At 60.6% G+C, this 22,761-nt stretch carries 22 protein-coding genes; 8 read left to right on the top strand and 14 right to left on the bottom strand.

Annotated elements, in window-relative coordinates; genetic code table 11:
- Window positions 1-12: 12 nt before the first annotated feature.
- From VFI82_05425 to VFI82_05415, 3 genes are all read right to left on the bottom strand, one after another.
- Window positions 13-222, bottom strand: coding sequence for a hypothetical protein (locus VFI82_05425; protein HET7184102.1), 210 nt, complete (start codon window positions 220-222; stop codon window positions 13-15).
- 119 nt (window positions 223-341) lie between these two features.
- Window positions 342-608 (bottom strand): hypothetical protein, encoded by a 267-nt coding sequence (locus tag VFI82_05420; GenBank protein ID HET7184101.1) that lies wholly within the window; start codon window positions 606-608, stop codon window positions 342-344.
- Between the two features lie 390 nt (window positions 609-998).
- Window positions 999-1,346, bottom strand: a complete 348-nt coding sequence (locus VFI82_05415; GenBank protein HET7184100.1) for an RNA-binding protein — start codon at window positions 1,344-1,346, stop codon at window positions 999-1,001.
- 538 nt (window positions 1,347-1,884) lie between these two features.
- Here VFI82_05415 and VFI82_05410 point away from each other — a divergent pair.
- From VFI82_05410 to VFI82_05400, 3 genes are all read left to right on the top strand, one after another.
- On the top strand, window positions 1,885-3,102 hold the full coding sequence (locus VFI82_05410; GenBank protein ID HET7184099.1) for an ABC transporter permease: 1,218 nt from the start codon (window positions 1,885-1,887) through the stop codon (window positions 3,100-3,102).
- 159 nt (window positions 3,103-3,261) lie between these two features.
- Window positions 3,262-5,118, top strand: a complete 1,857-nt coding sequence (locus VFI82_05405; GenBank protein HET7184098.1) for a carbon starvation protein A — start codon at window positions 3,262-3,264, stop codon at window positions 5,116-5,118.
- Window positions 5,119-5,258: 140 nt separating this feature from the next.
- Window positions 5,259-6,188: a 2-dehydropantoate 2-reductase gene (locus VFI82_05400; protein HET7184097.1), complete on the top strand. Its 930-nt coding sequence runs from the start codon at window positions 5,259-5,261 to the stop codon at window positions 6,186-6,188.
- A gap of 68 nt (window positions 6,189-6,256) precedes the next feature.
- On the opposite strand, the gene VFI82_05395 is transcribed toward VFI82_05400, so the two are convergent.
- The 9 genes from VFI82_05395 to VFI82_05355 form a co-directional block, all read right to left on the bottom strand.
- The gene (locus VFI82_05395) at window positions 6,257-6,823 is read right to left on the bottom strand and encodes a BON domain-containing protein (protein HET7184096.1); all 567 of its coding nucleotides are present in this window, start codon (window positions 6,821-6,823) and stop codon (window positions 6,257-6,259) included.
- Between the two features lie 45 nt (window positions 6,824-6,868).
- On the bottom strand, window positions 6,869-7,063 hold the full coding sequence (locus VFI82_05390) for a hypothetical protein (GenBank protein HET7184095.1): 195 nt from the start codon (window positions 7,061-7,063) through the stop codon (window positions 6,869-6,871).
- Between the two features lie 52 nt (window positions 7,064-7,115).
- Window positions 7,116-7,502, bottom strand: coding sequence for a DoxX family protein (locus VFI82_05385; GenBank protein HET7184094.1), 387 nt, complete (start codon window positions 7,500-7,502; stop codon window positions 7,116-7,118).
- A 33-nt stretch (window positions 7,503-7,535) separates the two neighbouring features.
- A complete protein-coding gene (locus tag VFI82_05380) occupies window positions 7,536-8,267 on the bottom strand; it encodes a response regulator transcription factor (GenBank protein ID HET7184093.1) in 732 nt (243 codons plus the stop codon).
- A complete protein-coding gene (locus VFI82_05375) occupies window positions 8,264-9,172 on the bottom strand; it encodes a HAMP domain-containing sensor histidine kinase (protein ID HET7184092.1) in 909 nt (302 codons plus the stop codon). The genes VFI82_05380 and VFI82_05375 overlap by 4 nt, the downstream gene beginning before the upstream one ends.
- An 87-nt stretch (window positions 9,173-9,259) precedes the next feature.
- A complete protein-coding gene (locus VFI82_05370; protein HET7184091.1) occupies window positions 9,260-10,198 on the bottom strand; it encodes an acyl-CoA desaturase in 939 nt (312 codons plus the stop codon).
- Window positions 10,199-10,207: 9 nt separating this feature from the next.
- Window positions 10,208-11,122, bottom strand: coding sequence for a fatty acid desaturase (locus VFI82_05365; protein ID HET7184090.1), 915 nt, complete (start codon window positions 11,120-11,122; stop codon window positions 10,208-10,210).
- A 212-nt stretch (window positions 11,123-11,334) separates the two neighbouring features.
- Window positions 11,335-12,579 carry a PP2C family protein-serine/threonine phosphatase gene (locus VFI82_05360; GenBank protein HET7184089.1) on the bottom strand — a complete coding sequence of 415 codons (1,245 nt, stop codon included), beginning with the start codon at window positions 12,577-12,579 and terminating at the stop codon, window positions 11,335-11,337.
- Between the two features lie 139 nt (window positions 12,580-12,718).
- Window positions 12,719-13,267 carry an inorganic diphosphatase gene (locus VFI82_05355; GenBank protein HET7184088.1) on the bottom strand — a complete coding sequence of 183 codons (549 nt, stop codon included), beginning with the start codon at window positions 13,265-13,267 and terminating at the stop codon, window positions 12,719-12,721.
- 312 nt (window positions 13,268-13,579) lie between these two features.
- On the opposite strand from VFI82_05355, the gene VFI82_05350 reads away from it, so the two are divergent.
- The 5 genes from VFI82_05350 to VFI82_05330 all read left to right on the top strand — a co-directional run bounded on the left by VFI82_05350 (window position 13,580) and on the right by VFI82_05330 (window position 16,902).
- The gene (locus VFI82_05350) at window positions 13,580-14,146 is read left to right on the top strand and encodes a hypothetical protein (protein ID HET7184087.1); all 567 of its coding nucleotides are present in this window, start codon (window positions 13,580-13,582) and stop codon (window positions 14,144-14,146) included.
- 48 nt (window positions 14,147-14,194) lie between these two features.
- Entirely contained in the window at window positions 14,195-14,890 is a 696-nt protein-coding gene (locus VFI82_05345) for a haloacid dehalogenase type II (GenBank protein HET7184086.1), read from the top strand.
- Window positions 14,891-15,061 (top strand): Trm112 family protein, encoded by a 171-nt coding sequence (locus VFI82_05340; protein ID HET7184085.1) that lies wholly within the window; start codon window positions 14,891-14,893, stop codon window positions 15,059-15,061. It begins immediately after the preceding gene.
- Between the two features lie 306 nt (window positions 15,062-15,367).
- A complete protein-coding gene (locus VFI82_05335) occupies window positions 15,368-15,598 on the top strand; it encodes a hypothetical protein (GenBank protein ID HET7184084.1) in 231 nt (76 codons plus the stop codon).
- A gap of 419 nt (window positions 15,599-16,017) precedes the next feature.
- Complete coding sequence (locus VFI82_05330) at window positions 16,018-16,902, top strand: hypothetical protein (protein ID HET7184083.1); 885 nt, start codon at window positions 16,018-16,020, stop codon at window positions 16,900-16,902.
- A 96-nt stretch (window positions 16,903-16,998) separates the two neighbouring features.
- On the opposite strand, the gene VFI82_05325 is transcribed toward VFI82_05330, so the two are convergent.
- Window positions 16,999-18,285: a glycosyltransferase gene (locus VFI82_05325; GenBank protein ID HET7184082.1), complete on the bottom strand. Its 1,287-nt coding sequence runs from the start codon at window positions 18,283-18,285 to the stop codon at window positions 16,999-17,001.
- Between the two features lie 14 nt (window positions 18,286-18,299).
- Window positions 18,300-22,514, bottom strand: coding sequence for a tetratricopeptide repeat protein (locus VFI82_05320; protein ID HET7184081.1), 4,215 nt, complete (start codon window positions 22,512-22,514; stop codon window positions 18,300-18,302).
- Window positions 22,515-22,761: the final 247 nt, after the last annotated feature.

Here is a 22,761-nt window from a genome sequence, read left to right as displayed (position 1 = left end):
GAGGCGGCGCGATCAGGCGGGAACCTTTACCGAAATCAACTCGGGCCTGCAGCGTGGATTGGTCATGGCTTTGACCAGGTCCTCGGCGGCGAATTTTCCCATTGGCAATGCCTGCTTACGGTTGGTGGTTGTCTGGATCGGGATCTGACCGCTGCGTTTGACGTATTCCGCCGCCCGATTGCCGCCGCGGTTCAGTTTCACCAGGAACTTGATATTTTCCATCGGTTGTAAGTTTCCCTTCGTCGTCGTTAAGTGGCTAGTGGTCAGTGGCTAGTAGTTAGAGTCAGTGGTCAATAGTCTGTACTTTTCCCAGCCACTAGCCACTAACAGCGCCCACTTACTCAGTTCACATGGTTCGGGCCGGTGCGAAGTTCGACATTTTCGAAGTCCGAGGGGTCGTTCTCAAGCACACCCAGTTCTCGCAGAATGCGGATCGTATTCTTCGCCGGCCCCTCAAACAGCCAACTGCAATCGCGCGTATTGGAGTGAAATGTGCATGCGCCGCCCCGGTACACCAGTTCGCACCGGATAAAGAGACAATTCACGTACATGTTCCCGTCGAGAACGACGCGCTGACTGGTGATCGTCTTTCCTTGAAGGATGCTCATTCGACCCCTCCCGAAGATAAGGTTCCGACGTCAGCAACGGGCGGCTGTCTTGCTTTGAACTACCCTTAAGGTGTTAGCAGTCATCCTACGCCTTTTGTGCGTGCCAAGAGTGTTGAATCTTGCGCACCGCAAGAGGCAAGTGTTCCAGCATCCTCAAGAAGCCGTCCGACCTGTAAGATGGAGCGCCAAGCCGGCGAGCTTTCGGCAGGGAGGATATGATGTCAGAACGCAACGGCGATAAGTCAAGATTTGGCCGTGAACGCAGGAAGAAAATTCTTCGGCGAAAACTCAATCGCGAATTGTCCCAGCACTTGGGCGCGCCTGAGTCGCGTCCAACCGCGCCTCAGAAAAAGCAAGCACGTCCGCAAACCCAAGCCTGAGCTGTGGCGCTTACCAGCGGGGCTCGCCGCGCTGCCGGGCATGCCCGCGGTAGTCGTCGCTGCTGCCGCCCCCGCCGCCGCCGCGGCCGCCACGGAAACCGCCCGGGCGTTCGCTTTTCGGCCGTGCTTCGTTGACCGTGAGCGGCCGGCCATCGGCATCCTTGCCATTCAAGGCCAGGATGGCGGCGTCGGCTTCGCTATTGTTCGGCATTTCGACAAAGCCGAAGCCACGCGACCGTCCGGTATCGCGGTCGTTGACCACGGTCGCGCTCTCGACTACGCCGTGAGGACTGAACCACTTGCGCAGATCTTCTTCGGTTGTCTTAAACGAAAAGTTTCCAACAAAAATCTTCTTCATGTTTGTTCCTTCTGCACTTCATTTACTGGGAAGACGTTGTATGCACGACCTGCCAACATCGGGCGCGAAAATCGCTTTGCAGGGAGGGCACCAGGCGGCCTCGGTACATTAACCATAACATAGCCGCAGCGAGAAAAGGCGATTGAAGGCCGGCAGGAGGCGGATTCCTCGGCTCTCCTGATTTAGGAATGAACGCTGCGCCGCGCTCTAAGGGCAGCGTGATTTGCGCAGAATGGCTACAAAGACTACTATCGGTGGCGATGAAGGCCATGCGTAATTCGGAGTCGGAACCCATCAAGTCCCCGTCCAAGGTCAAAGGGCCGATTCGGTGTCACAAGTGCCAGTTGATGTGCCGTGATGCCGAGCACTATCTCGCCCACGCCTGTAAGCCCGCATCCTCTCCCGACTGTTCGCCGTATCCTTCCCTCGCCTCCCTCCGAGACCGGAGCTAGCAAAACTCGCTGCCGGACATCCGGTGCCGGGTCTGCAAGTGCATGGCGCGACTCGCCTTCCGATCAGGAGTTAGAATAATCAGCAGATGTCTCCTCGCGCCATCGTTCGCGAAGCGCTGCGCGCTCTGTTCCGCAACAAGATGCGCAGCACGCTCACCGTGCTCGGCATCACCATTGGTATCGGCGCGGTCATTTGCGTCGTTGCCATCGGCCAGGCGGGATCGGCGCAGGTGCAGGAGCAGCTCAACAATCTGGGCGACAACTTCGTTTGGATCGAAGCCGGTTCGCGCGCTCCCAACGGTATCCGCACCGGCAGCCATGGCACCAAGACCCTGATGCAGAGCGATGTGGAAGCCATCGTGCGCCAGGTGCCGCTGATCAAGCTGGCTTCGCCCAACGTCGATTCCCGCATTCAAATCATCTACGGCAACAAGAACTGGAACACGGGTTATCGCGGCGTTGCGCCGGAGTGGTTCACCATCAAGCGTTGGGGACTTTCCGTGGGCGCGCCCTTCACGCAGGCCGATGTGGACCGCGCCAGCGACGTTTGCGTGATCGGTGAAACCGTGCGCCAGCAGCTTTTCGAAGCCGAGAACCCGATCGGCAAAGTGATCCGCGTGAACAGTCTTCCGTGCCAGGTGATGGGCGTGCTGGTTGCCCGCGGGCAGACTTCCTTCGGCCAGGACCAGGACGACACCATCATCATGCCGTACACCACGGCGCAAAAAAAATTGAAGGGTAACAACTGGCTGGACGACATCGTCTGCTCCGCGGTATCACCGGACGCCATTAATCCCGCGATCCAGCAGATCACGGCCCTGTTGCGCGAGCGCCATCACATCCGTGCCGGCCAGGACGACGACTTCAACATCCGCCGGCCCGATGAGTTCATCAACGCGCAGTTGGAAGCCCGGCGCACATTCTCGCTCCTGCTGATCAGCATCGCCTGCGTCTCCCTGCTGGTGGGAGGCATCGGCATCATGAACGTCATGCTCGTCTCCGTCACCGAGCGCACCCGCGAAATTGGCGTGCGCATGTCCATCGGCGCCACCGATGGCGACGTCGCCAAGCAGTTCCTCGGGGAAGCCGTGATCCTCAGCCTGTTTGGTGGAGTGTTGGGGGTGGGGTTCGGCGTGGCCGGTTCGTTCCTGGTCGGGCAAGCGCTGCGCTGGCCGATGGAGATCCCCCCGCAGGCCATCGGCATCGCCGCCATTTTTGCGGTCGCCGTGGGCGTATTCTTCGGCTTCTATCCCGCCCGCAAGGCCTCCAAGCTCGACCCCATCGAAGCTCTGCGCTACGAATAAGCGCCCTCTCCCCCCGCACACTGCCCTGTGTCGGACCGCACATTTCCAAGTGCGTCACATCACGGTAGATGGCTTCCGGCAGCGATAGTTTCACGTTGAAGACCCAGGCCTGGCCGCCCGGTCCCCCGACGCTGTCCAGAGGCCCTGAGGGAGGAATTGATGAATTCATTAGTCCTTGTCTTCGCCGCATTATTAATTTTCGCAATGGCGTACCGGTTCTACGGGATATTCCTTGCGGACAAGGTTCTTCAGCTGAATGGCAGAGCGACACCGGCCAACTATATGGCCGATGGCGTGGACTACCACAAAACCAACAAATACGTACTGTTCGGACACCACTTCGCTGCCATAGCGGCCGCTGGCCCGCTGCTCGGCCCGGTGCTGGCCGCGCAATTTGGCTACCTCCCCGGTGCGCTGTGGATCCTGATCGGGTGCGTGGTGGCGGGCGCGGTTCACGACATGGTGGTGTTGTTCGCCTCGGTGAGGCATAAGGGCAGAAGCCTCTCGATGATCGCCGAAACCGAGGTCGGAAAAGTCGCCGGCATGGTGGCGCACTTCGCGTTCCTGTTCATTCTGATCCTGACGCTGGCCGGATTGTCCATCGCCGTGGTCAACGCGCTGTTTTCGAGCGCCTGGGGCGCGTTCGTGGTCTTCTGCACGCTTCCGATCGCGCTGCTGATGGGATATTGGCTCTACGGCTTCCGAAAGGGTGACGTACTTGGCGCCAGCATTCTCGGCGTGGTGCTGCTCTTCGCTGCTGTCATAACAGGACCCTATGTCGCCGCGAGTCCCGCTTTGTCGAAGCTGTTCATGCTTTCCAAGCACCAACTGGCGATCGTGATTCCGCTCTACGGGTTCGTGGCATCGGTGTTGCCCGTTTGGGTGCTGCTGTGCCCGCGGGATTACCTGTCCACTTACCTGAAAGTCGGCACCATCGCGGCACTGACCCTGGGCATCTTCTTTGTCCACCCAACGCTTCAGATGCCGGCGCTAACGCCTTATATCCACGGTGGCGGGCCGGTAGTACCGGGCAAGGTGTTTCCGTTCGTCTTCATCATCATCGCGTGCGGCGCGCTGTCGGGATTTCACGCCATCATCGGCAGCGGCACTACGCCGAAGATGGTCGCCAATGAAAGAGAAATCCTGTTCATCGGCTACGGTGCGATGCTGCTGGAAGGCTTCGTGGCCATCATGGCGCTGATCGCGGCCTGCGTGCTGGTCCCCGCCGACTACTTCGCGATTAACTCGGCTCCGGCCGCGTTCGCCAAGCTTCACCTCTTGCCGGTGAACTTGCCAACGCTTTCGAAGGAGGTCGGTGAAACCATACAAGGTCGCCCGGGTGGCGCCGTCTCCCTGGCCGTCGGCATGTCTTACGTGTTCTCGTCAGTGCCTGGAATGAAGCACCTGATGTCTTACTGGTATCACTTCTGCATCATGTTCGAGGCGGTGTTTATTCTGACCGCCGTCGACACCGGCACGCGCGTCGGACGCTTCCTGCTGCAGGAGCTGCTCGGGAAGGTGTTCCCGAAGATGCTGGAAAAGAAGTGGTGGCCGGGCATCGTTCTTACCAGCTTGCTGTTTACCGGCTCCTGGGGTTACCTGGTGTACACCGGCGATATTGCGACCATCTGGCCGCTGTTCGGCATGAGCAATCAATTGCTGGCCTCCAGTGCCCTGATCATCTGCACGACCATGCTGATCCGCACCGGCAAAAAGAAGTACGCCTGGGTCACGGGCGTGCCCGGTGTCTGCATGGCGTTCATCACCATGTATGCCGGGTACCTGAACGTGGTGGACAACTTCCTGCCCAAGAAGTTGTACCTGCTGGTGGGCTTTTCTATCGCGGTGATGGTACTGATGGTCATCCTCTTTGTCGCCACCTTCAAACGGTGGATCGAACTGCTGCAGCGCAAGCAACCGCTGCTGATCCCAGAGTTCGATACGCCCATATACCTGGAGCCTGCGAAACAACAGGCCAAGATGACAGAGGAAGCCGAGTTGGTCGGAACACGCTAGAAGTTAACTTCTTCGGTCCAGGGCCCCGGCGCCATCGCCGGGGCTGTTTTTTGACCGATTGCAATCGGCAATCGCCGGCTGCTGCGGCGAGTTACTATCACTGTGATCCTTGTGTCCGGTAGGTGATTGAGTTGAGCATTTTGAAAATTGCTATTTATGGCGTGGGTGGTGTGGGCGGCTACTTCGGCGCTGTCCTGGCGCGCGCCGGCGACTCCGTTTCCATGGTTGCGCGCGGCGAGCACCTGAAAGCCATCCGCGCCGGCGGCCTGCGCATTCAGACCCCCAAGGAAGAGTTCACTATCAAACCCGCCGCCGCCAGCGACAATCCCGCCGATATTGGTCCGGTGGACAGTGTCATCGTCGGGGTCAAAGCCTGGCAGGTTCCCGACGCAGCGCGAGCGATGCGGCCCTTGCTGAAATCCGGCACGCGCGTGGTGCCGCTTCAGAATGGCGTCGAGGCGGTAGACCAGCTGGTCGAAGTTCTCGGGCGCGAGCACGTCCTCGGCGGCCTGTGCCGCGTGATCGCTTCCATCGCTGCGCCTGGCGTAATCAAAATTGGCGGGCTGGAACCGGCGGTGGTGCTGGGAGAAGTTGACGGCAGCGCCCTGAACGGGAACGCGAAAGCTCTTCTCGATGCCTTGCATGCTGCGGGCGTGAACGTGAAGGCAACTCCCGACATCCAGGCGGCGCTCTGGGAGAAGCTGCTGTTCATCTCTTCCATCAGCGGTGTCGGCGCGGTGTCGCGCGCCACTGCGGGCGAAATGCGCCAGGTGCGGCCTACGCGTGAACTGGTTCAGCGCATGATGGAAGAAGTGGCGGCGGTGGCGCGCAAGCGCGGGGTGCGCCTCGCCGACGACATTGTTGCGCGCAACCTGGCGTTCATCGACAGCATACCCGGCGAAGGCACCGCCTCCATGCAGCGCGATATCGTGAACGGGCGTCCGTCAGAACTGGAGGCAATTGTCGGCAGCGTTGTGCGCCTGGGCCGCGCCGCCGCTGTTGCCGTTCCCGCCATGGAATTCACCTACGCCGCGCTCCTGCCCCAGGAAATCCGCGCTCGCGGCAAGTGATTTCAGATTCAGTAGCTCACGATCTCCACCAAGGTTCCTCGGGGAACCTTGGTGGAAACTCAAATCGGCTACTTCGGCCGGTTGGATGCTACCTGTAACTGGTTATCCACCGAGAACACGTCGGGCACGCTCTTCGCCTGTATCTCCGCCACATGCTTGTCAGCATCGTTGTCCACTACGCCGACCAGGGTAACGTGACCGCCCTTCACAATGATGTGAATGCTCGGCACGGCGCCCCAGGAATACCTGCTCAGCCCGTCGTAGCCGAAGATGGCGCGGTACTCCTGCCGGCGGATCCGGTCATCCATCGGCGATGGCGGCAGCACCTCGATGTTGTTGATCACTTTCTGCACGCCCTCGATGTGCTTTACCGCTGACTCGGCATCAGACTTCGTGGCGCCATTCACCACTTGCCCCAACAGGGTAACCGTATACCCGTTCACCTGGAATGCCAGGTTGTCCCACACGCTGTAGTAGGGCAGCATCAGCAACTCGTGCATGACCTCGCGGCTGACCCGCGCACTCGGGTCATTCCCTCCAAGTCTCTGCCGTTCCGACGGCAAGGCTGTTGTCTGGGCGACAACAGTGGCGGTGAACAGTCCTAGCACCAATAGCAGCAGACACACTCGTTTCATGCCTTTACCTCCCGCAACTTACGATGCGGCTCGAAGTTGCCGTGCTTACCCGGAAGGATAGTTTTTCCAGGCGTGGCGCAGATTCGAGGTGGAAACGGGCTTTCCGGAGTTGCTGCGCGCCAGCCCAGACGCGAGCTGGTGGACGCGCTGCTCCAGTTGGCGTTGGCGGATGAAGTCAGGAGAGCCGCGGTGCATCATCTCGTGCCGCACCCAGTCCAACGCTTCCAGCACTTCGCGCATGGATCTTGATCGTTGCACGCGCCTGGAATTGTAGCGCTTCGCCCGGCGTACTTTACTTCAGCAGGACCCAGCGTCCGCCACCGGTGGCAATCACCACCAGGTTCATGATGACGAGCATCAGGTCGTAGTGCCAGCCGGATGCATTTTTTCCCCAGAAGCCGGTGTGCCAGAGAAAGATCTTTTTGTGGATGGCGCCGAGCATGACCAGGATCAAGCCCAGCGCCGCGAGTTGCGCGAGCACGCCAAAGGCGACGCCGAGTCCTCCGGCCAGTTCTGCCAAGCCGAGGAAGAGCGTGAAGCCCTTGCTCATGCCGATGCTTTTGCCGCGGCCCTCGGGATCCTTGGCGTGGCTCCATCCGCTGGTAATAAAGATGGAAGCAATCATCAGACGCAACAGCAGCAGTGCGGCATCGGCGTACTCTGGCGGGAGCCGGAACATCCACCCTCCTTCGGTTCCTGACTTCTGGAGCAATTAATCAGGAGCAGGCACGAACTGGTAACCGAGGCCGCGGATGGTGATCAGGTGCCGCGGCTTGGCCGGGTCTTTCTCAATGTAACGGCGCAAGCGGACGATGAAATTGTCGATGGCGCGGGTTTCGGTGTCTTCCGCCAGGTTCCAGACATTTTCCAGCATTGCCTTGCGCGAAACCGGACGGCCGCTGTTCCGGATCAGGTAGCGGAGCAGGTCGGTTTCCATCATGGTGAGCTGGAAGACCTGTTTGCCCGACCGGATCTGAAGCTTGCCGAAATCGAAGGTATTGTGGCCGAAAGTGAACACGTCGGGCTCGCGCGACACGCGGCTGCCCGGGGCTTTGTCATTGCCGCCCTGCAGCCAGTCCTTGCGGCGCAACAGGCTGCGGATACGGGCCAGCAGGATGTCGAGGTTGAAGGGCTTGGGCAGGTAATCGTCGGCGCCTGCTTCAAAGCCCTTGAGCACGTCTTCCGGGCGGCCGCGCGCGGTAAGCATGAGCAGTGGAACGTAGAGCTCGGCATCGCGCAGCTCGCGCGCAACCTCGAAGCCGTCCTTGCCGGGGAGCATGATGTCGAGCACGACGAGGTCAAAGTTCTTTTTGTCCTGCAGCAGGAACTGCAGCGCGTCTTCGCCGGTTGGGGCGAGGTCAACCTGGTGCTCTTCGGCTTGCAGGTTGAAGCGCAAGCCTTGGGCCAGGTGCGGTTCGTCCTCGACAATGAGTATCCGGCTCATGTGCGATAGACCCTCGGGAGGCGGACGCTGAAGGTGCTGCCGCGGCCCTCGCCCGGGCTCTCGGCCATCACTTCTCCGCCGTGACGCTTGATGATGGAGCGGACAATGAACAGTCCCAGCCCGGTGCCGCGGACCGAACTGGTGATCTTAGCCGGGATGCGATAAAAGCGCTTGAATATCCGCTTCAGCTCGGAGCGCGGAATGCCGACGCCGTTGTCGCGAACGCGCAGGAGCGCGCTATCGATATCGGGGGTGAGCAAGTCCACGACAATGTTTTTTTCCGCCGGTGTGTACTTGACCGCGTTGTCCAACAAGTTGGCCACCGCGGTGCGCAGTTCCTCGCGATTGCCGATGACGACGATGCCGTCGGCGGAACCCTGGTGCAGCACCAGGACGCCGGGCTCGAGGTGATGGCGAAGCGCCGCCAATTCGACCGCGTCTTTCACCACCGCGGCAAAATCGACCTCCTCGCGATGGCGCTCGTCGCTGACACCATGCCGCGCCTCGCCCGCCTTGAGCACCTGCTCGACGGTGCCCAGCAGACGGTCGGTGTCCTCCAGCATGATGCGGTAGAAATCGCGGCGTTCCGTGTCGGCCAACTCGCGGCGCTGCAGGGTCTGCAAGTACAGGCGGATCGAGGTCACCGGAGTTTTCAACTCATGGGTGACGGCGTTGAGAAAACTGTCCTGCTGCTCGTTGCGGCGAATTTCGCGAACCAGAAAAACGGTGTTCAGCACCACGCCGGCGATAATGAAGGCGAAAAAGATGATGCCGAGGACGAGCGCTCCGACCTCGCGCCACTTGAGAACGATCCAGCTGACGTTGAGCGCGATGGCGACGCCGATCAGACAGGCGCCCAAAGTGATGAAGAAAGCGATCGTCTTGGTGCGGCTGGCGATGCGCATCGGCGGTGAATATTCTACGCGATGGTCGCATCGCGTTCACGCCGGCTGGCGCTCACCAGGCACTTCAACTTCTGGAGACAGCATTTGTCAGTTGCCGGAAGCGGCCTGGACCAGGTCGGCACTGACTGGAACTTCGACCGACGATTGCGGAACGGCAGGCGTTTCCGGTTGCTGAGCTGCAAACTTGGGCGTCTTCACGTCCCAGGCGAGGCCGAGCCGGCGCAGCACCTGGATGCCATACCAGTTGATGTCGAACTCGTACCACGCCAGCCCGTGCCGCGCGGATTGCGGATGGGCGTGGTGGTTGTTGTGCCAGCCCTCGCCCCAGGTGAAGAGTGCGACCCAGAAATTGTTGGTGGAATCATCGCCGGTGGGGAAGCGCTGCGGGCCCCACATGTGGGTAGCGGAATTCACGAAAAACGTGGCGTGAACGCCGACGACGGTGCGCAGGAAAATTCCCCAAAGCAGGCACGACCATCCCACCGCCCATCCGAAGGCCAAGCCGCCGATGACAAAGGTGAAGACAGCAAGCGCAGCGAGTGGTACCCAGTGCCACTTGCTGATCCAGAGGTGAAACTTGTCCTTGCGAAGGTCGGGAACATACGCCAGTAGCTCGGTAGTCCGGTTGTGATTGGCTTCGCCGGTGATCACCCAGCCGATGTGCGCCCAGAATCCGCCTTCGCGCGGGGAGTGCGGGTCGCCTTCCTTGTCGGACCGCTGGTGATGCAGGCGGTGCGTGGAGACCCAGCCGATGGGCCCGCCTTGCAAGCTGATGGAGGCACACGCGGTGAGGAAATATTCCACCCACTTCGGACATTTGTATCCGCGGTGCGTGAGCAGGCGGTGATAGCCCATGCCGATGCCCAGGCTTCCTGAAACCCACCAGAGAAAGACTGCCCACGCCAGCCCCTGCCAGGTAAAGAAGAAGAAGGCCGCGATCGCCCCGACATGAACCAAGCCAAGAAAAAATGCGATGGTGAAATTAAGGGGTTGCGTGAAGGTGCGATCACGCGCGGTGATTCTCATGTGGGTCTCCTAGTCACCGGATGTGACCGGGGCCAGCTGTTCTTCAAGCAACGGGGTTTCAACGGGAATAGTGGCGAGTGGCCGGGAAGGCGCGTCGGTCATGAACCGCGGGAGCTTAACGTCCCATGCCAGGCCGAGAGCGCGCAGAGCGCAAATGCCGTACCAGTTCATGTCGAACTCGTACCAAGCCAGGCCATGGCGCGCCGACTGGGCGTGCGCGTGATGGTTATTGTGCCAGCCTTCTCCGAAGGTCAGCACGGCAACCCAGAAACTGTTGCGCGAGGTGTCGCCGGTGAGAAAGCGCTGGCGTCCCCACATGTGGGTTGCCGAGTTCACCAGCCAAGTGGCGTGCAGGCCGATGGTGGTGCGGAAGAAAACGCCCCAAAGCATGCAGCTCCAGCCGCCGAAGGCGAGCAGGGCCAGGCCGACGACTACCTGCGGCATCCAGTGCCATTGGCTGATCCAGACGTGAAACTTGTCTTTGCGGAGGTCGGGAACGTAGGGAAGCACTTCGCTGGAGTTGTTGTGAATGGCGCGGCCGGTGATGATCCAGCCCATGTGCGACCAGAAGCCGCCGTCGCGAGGGGAGTGGGGATCGCCATCATGATCGGAGTTCTGATGGTGAACGCGGTGCGTTGCCACCCAGAACATCGGTCCGCCTTCCAGCGCCAGCGCTCCGCAAAGGGTCAAGAAATATTCCACCCACTTGGGGCACTTGTAGCCCCGGTGGGTGAGCAGGCGATGGTAGCCCATGCCGATGCCGAGGCTTCCCGAGATCCACCAAAGGATGGCCGCGGCCAGCACTCCCTTCCAGGTGAACAGGAACAGGGCGGCGACGGCGCCGATGTGGTACATCAACATGAAGAACGTGGTCAGCGGACTAATGGATTCGCGAAACGTGCGGTCTCGCGCAGCAATGCGCATGAATGCCATCCTGAGATGATTTGGGAAAACGCCCCACACTTAAGGTAGCAGCCGAGGAGGGCAGGGTTTGTAATACTTGTGTAATCTCTGGGCGGGACTCGAAGCGGGCAGATGGTGTTTTGGATTGCGAAATTGGCGAATTGGGGAATTGATGTCGAACTGCCCGTTTTAATGCCGCAGTTCCGCAATCACGGAAGCCTGGCGGGGCTGCGCTACCTGCCCCGGGCAATAATCATGGTCAAATCATCGTGGCAGTCGCCGAAGCGGAACTCTTCCACCACCTTCTCCACTTTCTCAAGCAGGCATGCCACCTCAAGGTGGCGATTTATTCGGATGGTGCGAAGCAGGCGGGCTTCGCCAAACTCCTGGTCATGAATGCCCCTGGTCTCGGTGATGCCGTCGGTGTAGATGGTCAGAATGTCGCCGGGCGCAATCGTGGTTTCGCCGACCGCGCCCTCCCAGCCAGGAAACACACCGAGCACGGTGGCGGTTGGTTCCAACCGCTCCACCGCGCCGTGGTGGCGCAGCAACAGGGGCGGATTGTGCCCGCAATTGACGTATCGCAACACGCGTCCCTGGTCCCGGTAGCAGCCGAGAAATGCCGTGACATAGCGCTGGCTCTCGGTGTGCCTGTGAAGATGGCGATTGACGGAGGCGAGCAGGCGGAGGGGATCTCGCGAGCCGGAAGCGCACTGTGCCTGCAGACTGCCGTGCAGGTTGGCCATCAGCAAAGCCCCTGCGACGCCCTTGCCAGAGACGTCAGCCACCACCAAGCCGACGTCTCCAGGCGCAAACGGCAGGAAATCATAATAATCGCCGCCCACCGTCCTGGCCTGGATGCAGTGTCCGCTGTAGTCCAGCGTTTGCAACCATGGCTTTTGCTGGGGAAAGAGCCGGTTCTGCACCGCTCGTGCGCGGTCGATCTCCCGAGGCAGGCGTTGCTCAGGCGTCAGTTCCAGAGACTCCAGCTTCCAGATGTTGACGTCGGGGGCAAGACACTTCAGCCCGGCTTGGTCGGCCACTGATCCTGAGCCAACCCAGACCACCTGGAACGGCGCCTTGCGTTCCTGCCAGTGAATCGTGAAGATCTCGCCGGGATTGACCCTGGCGGTGAGGCCGCCAAGACGCACACCGGAGATAGACAAATCCAAGGTGTGGGGAAGCTGTATCGCGGCGTCGTTGCCCGGTCGGCAAAGGCGCACCGTGTATTCGACACGAAAGCGCTGGTCGCCGCGTTCGATTCGCTTGTGAATCTCAAGAACGGAGTTCCGGAAGCGCTCGATGCGCCTGGCGCTGTCGAGCACGGCGCGACACTCGTTCTCGCTGGCGAAGGGTCCAAGCTCGAGTGGTCGGTCCGCAAGCGGGGAAGGTCCGGCGCTGGAGCTCTCGATCAAGTACCACTGGAACTTCTCCGGCGCCACGCGCTCCGGCTCGCGCACGCTGCTACCCGTAGGCATAGCCGCTCCCGTCAGCCCTCAGGCTAGCATTGCGCACGCCGTGCGGGGGGAATGGAGCCAGACAAGAAAACGCCGCGTAACCATAGTGGGAGCAGGTGCCAAAAAAGTTTCGGGCTTAGGCCTCAGAGAATGGACACTATTATTTCGTGTTGAGGCCACGTCGCGGCATTCTGCGGTAACGGGCCAAGGCCTCTTCGATGATCGGATAGGCCTTGTGGGCGGGCTGGATGGTGTCGACCTCAACCGCCTTGCCTTCCAGCTGCTTGTAGTCCTGGAAGAAGCGGCGGACCATGACCAGCCGGTGCGGCGGCATCTCCTCGGCCTCATGGTAGGCGCTGAATTCAGGATCGTTGACGGCGACCGCAATTACCTTGTGGTCGAGCTTGCCGGAATCCACCATGGTCATCACGCCGATGGCGCGGGCGGCGATCAGCGTCAGGGGAGCGACGCTTTCCTGGCAGAGCACTAGAACGTCGAGCGGATCGTCGTCCTCAGCCAGGGTTTGCGGAATGAACCCATAATTTGCGGGATAATACACGGCGGAGTAGAGCACGCGGTCCATTTTGATCAGGCCGCTCACCTTGTCAAGTTCATATTTGACATTGGAACCGAGCGGGATTTCGATGACCGCGTAGAATTCCTGCGGCAGATGCTCACCCGGACTGATGTCGTGCCATGCGTGCGCCACGGTTCTTTCGTGCTTCGACGGAAGGTTGGATGCAACAGGGTTTCGCGTGGGAGCACAAATCGGGCTGGGCCAGGCGCAGCGCGGGAGCCGGTTTCCAGTAAGATTGATATCCAAGCGGGGTTCTGGTAAAAACCGTGCGAGAAAGTGGAGGTGCGTATGCGGCGAACATTACTCCCGTCGGTTCTTATAGTCTTGTGTATTTCATTGTTGCTGGCGTGCGCGAAGAAACCGGCTGAGCCGGCGACCACGGAGGGAGGGCCGTCTGCGAGTGGAACGACTGCTGCAGGAGGCGCATCGGGTGCGGCGGGTGGCATGGCCGCAGGCGCTAAAACGGCCGCAACCGGAACCATAGCAAAGCCATCGGCGGCCGAGAGCCTGGTGGTCCCGGCAGGCCAGCACATCGTGGTGCGGCTGAGCCAGGCGGTCGGATCCAAGATCAGCAGCCCCGGACAGGCGTTTGCGGCGACGGTGTCGCAGCCGATTGAGATCAATGGCAAGGTCGTGATCCCGACGGGCGCCGAAGCGAGCGGAACGGTCGCGGAAGCGGTGCCGCTGGGCCGGTTTAAAGGCGGCGCGCGGCTGCGGCTGGCGCTGAATACATTGAAGGTTGGCGGTAACAGTTACAACATTCAGACGGCGGCAGTGACCGAAGCCACCAAGGGCAAGGGTAAACGCACCGCAGTTGCTGTCGGCGGAGGCGCTGGACTGGGCGCGATCATTGGCGGGCTGGCGGGTGGCGGCAAGGGTGCTGCGATCGGCGTGTTGGCGGGCGCGGGCGCGGGCACGGCGGGCGCGGCCTTCACCGGCAACAAGGACATCGTGCTGCCTTCGGAATCGGCGCTCAGCTTCAAGTTGCTGCAGCCGCTTCAACTCAAGTAGAGCGCGTAGGGGTGGAGTCCGGGCTGAGGAGTCAGGGCGGATTCGTTCATGTCAGATTTCGATTTCTCGAAGTTTTCCTGGCTCACCTTCGATTGCTACGGCACCCTGATCGATTGGGACGCCGGTATCCTTTCCTCGATCCGCCCGATCCTGGCGGTGCATGGGCGCAACCTGAGCGATACCGGCATTCTCGAATTGTTTGCCAACATCGAGCGGGTGGAGGAGGCGGGTGAATACCGTACATACCGGCAGATCCTTGAGACGGTGATCGCAAAGATGGCGGCTCGGTTGGTGTTTTCCATCAGCGGGGAGGAGATGCGCTCCTTGCCCGATGCGCTGGGCAATTGGGCGCCGTTTCCCGATACGGTGGAGGCGCTGCGAAAGCTGAAGCAGCGTTACAAGCTGGCGGTAATCTCCAACACCGATGATGATTTGTTCGCCCGCACCGCCGTCCACCTGGAGGTTCCGTTCGATGCCGTGATCACGGCGCAGCAGGCGCGAAGCTACAAACCATCGTTGAACAACTTTCGTCTTGCCCTGCAACGGTTGGGCGTGGGCCGAGAGCAGGTTTTACACGTTGCGCAGAGCTTGTATCATGACGTCGCTCCGGCCAACGAGCTGGGGATTGCGAGCGTGTGGGTGAACCGGCACCAGCGCCCAGGGGCATCGGGCGGAACGCCAGGTGGCGCTAAGCCTGATCTGGTGGTAGGCGACATGATGACACTGGCCTCGATGGTGGCCTAGATGGTGAATGTGATCAGCCAGGAACTGCTCGACATTCTCGCCTGCCCTGTCTGCAAGACGCATTTGCGGCTGACTGAGGCGGTCAGGCTGCAGTGCGACAACTGCCACCTTTCCTACCCCATTCGGGACGGAATTCCTATCCTGCTGCAGGAAGAAGCCGAAGTGACATAAATTTGCACTACCAACGGTGCGAGCGGTCGGATTCGGCGACGTGTTTTCCCAACAGCGAACAAGATTTGTCCTTTGGCCGGCTCAAAGGGAGACGGCGAGTGCTTCCCCATGCAACAAAACAATACTGGCAAACTGTTTATTTGTAATAGTTTGCATGAAGGTTAAGCATCCGAAGGCGGGTCTGCACAACATTTGGTCTCAAAATTGCTTGCAACTAAGAGTGGGGACGCGGAGTCTAATTCATTAGGTAAGGGTTAGCACTGTTAGAGAGGGTGAGGAACCCAGCTTCAGGGTCGGAGGTGATCCATGATGGCTGAAAAGTTTTCAAGCGGTGAATTGGCAGCCCTACGGAATGAATTGCTGCAAAGCAGCGTGGATTCCTGGGACGCTGCGCGCGTACTCCAGATTTTCCTGGCCGGACGAGGCTACGGGGTCTCGCCCGAGGCAGCGCTCGATGCCGCCAGCAGAGTGGAAGGCGCGGGCTGTTCGCTGGCTGTGATCCAGAAGGAGTTGGAAGGGATCGCGCTCGTGATGTAAGTCTTTTCGGCGCGGAAGGTGACGCCGCGTCGAGTTAAAGATTCGCCGGAACTCAGGCGAAGTACAAGAGAGACCAGGCCGGACCAAACAGTCCGGCCTCTTCTTTTTCTACCAGTTCTCCTTTTTCTACCAGTTCTCCGGCCAAAGGTCGCTCGAAACCGCCTTTCTTGCCTTAGTCCCCGCATGCCTTAGTACATTCAGCTCATCCGCCTTCCGAGAGGCACACAACTTAAGTACCTGCTTTGGAGGTTACGGCGGTGCAGACATCGTGAGTTTCGGGATTGACCCGCTGCTCTGCTCACTTTTACGATGCCTGAACTGGGGTGAGACGTGCGGTTCCCTGCGCTGTCAGAACTGCTGGTGGGGTTTCCGGCATTCACAACGGGACTTGGAGTCAAGAATCCATTAAGGAGCCATTCATGAAGAGGGGTTGTGTCGCGGTCTTCGCTATGCTGCTGGCAGTGCAGTTCGGATTCGCGCAAGAAACGCAAAAGGAGCATGGCCGGCCAGAACCGCCGATGCTCGGAATTCATTGGGCCAAGGACATCAAAGCGGCGCGCCCGAGATCGAGCGCAAACATGGTCTTTCACAACGGCCAGATTATGCCGACGGCGGCATCGACGGTAATTTTGTGGGGACCGAGATGGACCGACAGCAACTTCATCAACGACAAGATTTCAGGGCTGGACAACTGGTATGTGGGATTCAGCGGTTCCCATTATGCCGCGACTTCCGATGAATATACCGGTACCAACGGTCAGGTAACGTCGACAACCAGCTATGGCGGTCACTTGATCGACACCACGACAGCTTCCGGAGGTGGTTCGACGTCAGCGATCCTGGCAGAAGTTTGCCGTATGATCGGCAACGCGGTTGTATGGAACGGATACTATCCGGTTTACACCGACCTGCCACGCGGCAATGCCGGGTACTGCGCATGGCACAGCTATGGTACGTGCGGCACCACACCGGTGCAGTTTGCGTTCTTCTGGGAGCTTGATGGAGACGCGGGATGCGATCCGCAGGATACGCAGACGGGGCACTCGCAGGGCCTGGCGGCCCTGGCGAACGTGAGCGCGCACGAATTGTCGGAGGCACGCACCGATCCGCGGAACGGCGGCTGGTACGACAGCCGCGGCAGCGAGAATGGTGACAAGTGCGCCTGGACGTTCAATGTCCCTTACGTTACGTTCCCGAATGGAATCAGCTGGAAACTGCAAGGGGAGTGGTCGAATGCGGCGTACACTGCGGGCACCGGTTACCCGAACAATTCGGGCCAGAACGGCTGCCTCGACGGGCAATGATCTGAAACCCTGAGCACGTTCACTGCATTGAAAGTAAGAAAGGCCGTCTCGAAATTCCGGGACGGCCTTTGTACTGCTGGAGACGACCTCAAGTGTTTACATCCAGGGAGACCAGCCGCCGAAGCGGAAGCTTTCCGAGTGCGACGTGCTCCAACGGGGGATGCGGCGGAAGCGTGAATGCGACAGGGCGCGGGCCCGTTTCTGCAAGTCGAAAGAGCGCAGGTATTCACGGATAATCTGGGGCATGGTCATGCGCAAGGCGGCGGAAAAGTTCTGCTCGGCCATCTCGCGTAGCTTTTCGGGCGATTCCAGCATCGATACCAGTTTGTTGGCGAGATCTTCGGCGTCGCCGCGGTGGAAAAATTCCATGGCCATGGATTCGTCGCTGGCCATGTCAATAAATTCGCGCAGGTCGGAAGAGACAATCGGCAGGCCGAACTGGCAGGCCTGGTGGGCGGGGCCACTGGAACCGGTCGAAGAATCGTAGGGCAGAACCAGCACGCTGGCGGTGCTGTAAAGATCGGGAATCTCGTCCTCCGGGACATAGCCGCGAAAATCGATAGCCGAATTACTGCGATGCTTCTCCGCGATCGATTCCCAATACCCGGGCATGGTGTGGTGGTTGGCGCCGGCGATGACCAGCCTGGCATTGGGGACGCGGCGCTGGATTTTCTGGAACGCTTCCATCAGCGTCTCCAGGCGTTTGTAAGTACCCCAGTGTCCGATGGCGAGAACGCGGTGCTCGGGATTCCCGCGGCGCGAGAAATCGGGTGGCTCCGGGCGCGCGCCGAAGATGCCGTGCGATCGGAAGTGCACATTTTCGGCGCGATACTTCTCGATCAGCGTGCGGCGGTAAGCCGGCAAGAGCACGGAGATGGAATTGGACATCAGCAGCATGCGCGTGGCCAGCGAACTGGCGAAGCGGAACAGCCGCTCGGCGCGAATGTTGGCAGCGCCGAAATCGACGTGCTCCATCAGGTGGTGCAAGGTAACGTGCGTGTAGAACCCGGCGGCCCGTGTCAGCGCCGGAATGCAGAGCCCGGCGAAAGCGGCTACGGGATGCTGCTGCGTGGCAAAGGTGGAGAACACCAGGTTGTACCAGACGACGTCGGGCTTGATTTCGCGCAGGACCTTCAGTATCCGGTAAGGGCTGCTGATGCTGTTGAAACGCCAGGTGCGGACGACGTCGAACTCGGGCAACTCCTCGTGCGCGTCCAATTGCTTTCCGTGGGCGTCGGTGGCCCAGTCGCAGGCCGCCAGTTCGTCGCCGACCACGGTGAGGCTGAGCAGCGGATTTTTCTGTAATTCACGCGCCAGATGCAGCCCGTATTCGTTCAACTGCCGCCCACTTGGCGGAAAAGCAGTAATCAGACAAATCTTCATGGGCCCCCTGGAGCCTAAAAAATACTCAGATGAATCACCGGGCGCATGATCATCTGCGATCCCACGCCGCCGGCGCTGTTGAAGTTATAGAAAGTATCGTTTTCCAGTCCGATAGAGAGACGCAAGGGATAATCCACCGGGACGGCTCCCAGGCCGTCGTTGACGGTGCGACGCAACTTCCTCTGGTAGGTGACAAACACGCCGCTGGTGGCATTGTCGTACGTGTGGATGCCCATGCCGCGGGAGAGGGCAAAGTTGGCATCCACCGACCAATTCTTCTTGGGCACGTAATGGATCTCGGCGCCGGGGCGCAAGGCCTGTCCGAGCGCGAACTGCATGTCCTGCACGCGCCAGCCACGGATGTACTGCGCCAGGCCGCGGACGGTCAGCTTCTGGCCGAAGCGATGCTGCAGCCCTATGTAAGTCGAGGTGGTAAACCATTCCCGAACCAGCGGCCGGAACAGCAGGTCGTCGATGACGTAGCCGGTTATCAGGGAGGTGGTACCCCAGGGGCGGCCGACCTGGAACTCCAACCGGCCCACCAGTTCGCGCGAGTGCAGGTCGCGCAGGCTGAAAGGACCGGACTCGTGGATACCCTCACCGCGAATGATCAGCCAGTTGCCCAGCGAATTCGTGTTGGCGTAGACGAACTGGCGGAACAGGTTCTGGTTCACGTCGATGGGGTCGTTCTTGTCGCGGCGCACCGTGAACTGCAGGCCGGTATTGAAGGTGATCGAGTTGCGCCCCAGCCGCAGGACGGGATTGAGAGCGCCGTTGAAGTTGTAATCCAAGGTGTTGCGATTGAGGATGACATTTTCCGCCGGCAGCGAGGTGGTGCCGGATGCGTTGCGCACCTGGAAGAATCCGCTGATGGTCGGCAGACCCTGCTCATGCACGCGATAAGCGCTGGTCCAGCGGGTCTCGAGCGAGGACCGCGGCGGGGGCAGGGTCTGGCCGGTGGCGCCGAACATGCGGGCGTCCATCTGGTAGATGGTCGAGTCCTCGTAGATCGGCGAAACGGCAAAATCAGTCAGGACGCTGACCTTCTCGGTCAGTCGAAGACCTTCCTGGCCTGCCATTTCTTCCAACTCGCGTTCGGCAACGTCGTCCTGGCCGGCAATCTGGTTGGCATGGGCGAACGCTGACAGGGCGAGCAAATCGTGGTGCTGCTGGCGATAGACATTGGCTTGCGCCAGCATGTAATCATAGTTTTCCTGGTATTGGGACGGGCTGCCCAGGCTGGCCAACTGGCGCTGCGCGTCGAGCGCGTCGCCCTTCTCCAGGTAGGTGTTGGCGAGGCCGATGGCAACCACCTGGTCGGCGGCGCCGGCTGCCCGGGCGCGCTCAAACAGCTTCACTGCCATGTCGAAGTCATGCATGCGAAGGAACATGTCGGCGGCCTGGAGCAGGTGCTCGGCGGTGATCGGGGAAGCTTCGCCAATGCGTGACTCCGCGAAAGCAAGGCTCACCTGTTCCCGTGCCGCGTCCCACCTGCCTTCACGCTGCAGGACCCTGGCGACGGCCAGGCGGGCTTCCACGCGATCGGAATCGGGAGCGTCGAGGGCGCGGCCGAATCGATCGAGGGCGGCGTCGCGATCGCCGAGCGCAAGCAGCGCGTCGCCTGTGGCCAGCAGGACGTCGGACTGATCGTAGCCGATCTTTTCCGCGGTCTGCACGTAACGCAAGGTTTCATCGCGCTGCTTCATTTCTGCGTAGCTGTGTGCCATTTGCGCGTAGATGAAAGGATCGTCAGGGGAATACGCGAGCGCCGCGCGCAGCGATGCCAGCGAGTCGTCATAGCGCCGGAGGTGATACTGGGTGTCGGCGAGCGCGAGATGGAGCTTCAGGTCGTCGGGCGAATACTTCAGGGCCGCGCGGTACTCCTTCTCCGCCTGGGCCAGCAATCCCTGCTGACGGTAGGCGGTGGCCATGGCGTCGTGAATGGCGCCGGATTCGCCGAGCAGCTTCTGCGCCGCCTGGGCATGGTCGAGCGCGGTTTTGCCGTGATGAAGCTCCAACTGGGCAAAAGCCATGCCAAGCTGGGCGGAACCGTCCTTGGGATCAAGCTGCAACGCTTTATTGAAGTCAGCGGATGCAGCCTCGGCATTTTGTAGATCGTTGTACACATAGCCGCGATTCACGTAGGCCGTGCGCACTTCCGGTCCACGCTCGATGGCGCGGGTAAAATCGTCGACTGCCTCATGCAGCAGCTCGGCATTCTTGTGTACGTAACCGGCGAGCAGCGGCAGATCGGCGTCCTTGGGAAGAACCTTTTCGTACTTCGAGGTGAGCTGGAGCAGATCGTCGTAACGCCCGAGGTGCAGCAGGTCATACCCGTAATAGACGATGACATCGCGGTCCTTGGGCAGCTTCTTGATCGTCTGCTCCGCCAGCTGAGCAGACTCGGCGTACTTGCCGGTCCAGGTAAGGTAACGCTCGCGCTCGCGCATGACGTATGGATTGGTATTCATTTCGGCGTTGGCGCGATCGAGCCAGGTCTTGGAGAGATCGAATTTGTGCCACTCAATGCCGACGTTGGCGCCGCCGGCTACGAGCAGCGGATTCGTCGGCGCCAGTTTCCAGCCTTTGTCGTAAGCATCGTTGGCTTCGGCGAAGCGACGGTCGGCGGTATACATGTCGCCGAGCGCGAGATACGGCACGTAGTTTGTGGGATAGGCAGCGGCGAGCTTGTGAAAGTACGCCTCGGCAGATTTCGTGTCACCCATGTCACGGGCCAGGTAACCGAGCGCGGTCATGGCCCACTCGTTTTTCGCGTCCAGCGTCAGCACGCGCTCGTACTGCTTCTTGGCCTCGCTCTTTTGCCCCACACGCCAGAGCACGCTGCCGTACTGCAAAAGGATGTCGGGCTTGGTGGGATCGAGCGCGGCGCCCTCCTTCAAATCGGCCAGCGCGCCCTCGGGGTCGTTGAGGTTGGCCTTCAGGCTGCCACGCAGACGCAGGAACTCGGCCCGCGTCGGGCCCTCGATATTCATGTGCTGCATCTGGTTGAATGCTGCCTGGTACTGCTGGTGCGAGGCATTGTCGTCGCCAACTGCGCGATACAGCTCGCCAAGCGTGACCCGCAGCTCCATGGGATAGAGCACGCCCTCATTGGAAGATTCGGGCAGGGCGCTTAAGGCCGCGTTGAACTCCCGGATGGCCTCGTCGTAATGATTTTCCTGCTTGGCGACCTCGGCTCGAATGGCGTGCACACGGTAGTAATTCGGGTTGATCTTCTGCGCGCGGTCGAGATAGACGCGCGCCTGCTTGAGATCGCCGAGGCTCAGATCCGACGCCGCCGCCGAAAGCTGGTAGGACAACTGGCCGGGCGCCATGCTGGCGGCGCGGCCGTAATTGGTGGCGGCTTCCTTCCGTTTGCCCCAAAGCTCGTAGGTATAGCCGACTTCGGCGAGGACGTCGGCGCTCTGGTTAGGCACGGCGTGCAGGGTGTTAATGGCTGCCTGGTAATCCCGGGTCTCGCGATAGTAGCCGGCGAGCGCGCGCAGCACTTCGGGATTGTTCGGCGCCTTGGAACGGGCGCGATCCAGCAGCTGGCGCGCCTGTTCGGGCTTATGCAAATGCTGGTAGGCAAGCGCCTGCAGGAGATCAGCGCGCGCCGAAGGCTGGATGGCGTCAGCGCGTTGCAACAGCTGGAGCGCGCCGTTGTAGTCGCCGGTTTGAATAAACAGTTCGCCGGCCATCATGAGGTCGTTGGCGCGGCGTGGATTGAGCGCCAGCACCTTGCGCAGCATCTGCTTGGCCTGGTCTGTCTGACCCATGCGCATGTAAGTCTGCGCCAATCCGGAAAGCGCTTCGACCGACGAGGGGTTCAACTGCAGGGCGCGGTTGTAGGCGTCGAGAGCGACTTGCAGCCGGCCGGCCCCGCGCGCGGCGTAGCCGTACATCAGCCACATGTTGATGTCCTGGGGCGCGGCATGGGCGGCTCGCTCGGCATAAACGAGGGCGCCATTGAAGTCATTGCGGCGCAGTGCGTTGTCGGCGGCACGGGCGGTGCGCGCCACTTCGATGCTGGATCCCCACGAGAGCGAGCCTTGGGTACCGGAACTCGCCGCTGGATTCTGATTCTTGTTACCTGGTTTTGCCTGCGGAGAGGCGGGCGTTGCCTGCGCCCCTCCTTTAGGATTGATTTCAAACGTCTGCGCGGCCAGGGGAGAACAGGCCAGCACTGCCAGGGAACAGATCAGGAACAAACTTCGATTTCTTTTCACGAGACCACCCGCTCGAGACAGTGTCCGCTGTCCTGAGCACCCGCAAATGCGCTTCCAACTGCTCAGCCGGATTTGTCAACGAAATCAATCATTTTGAAGCTGAGGGGGCGTGCCGAGTACCACAAGGTGGTACGCCGATGCTCTCTGTACCTCGCCTAGTTCACACCTGGCGATTATCGTGACATCGCGTTTCAGCGGCAGCTTACCGTGCTTAGAAGGGAAACCCGAGGTGCGCGATTCGGAATCG

Source organism: Terriglobales bacterium (genome assembly GCA_035691485.1).
Lineage (GTDB): Bacteria > Acidobacteriota > Terriglobia > Terriglobales > Acidobacteriaceae > JAIQGF01.
Note: the sequence above shows the minus strand (reverse complement) of the source record. Positions and strands in the feature narration are given on the sequence as shown.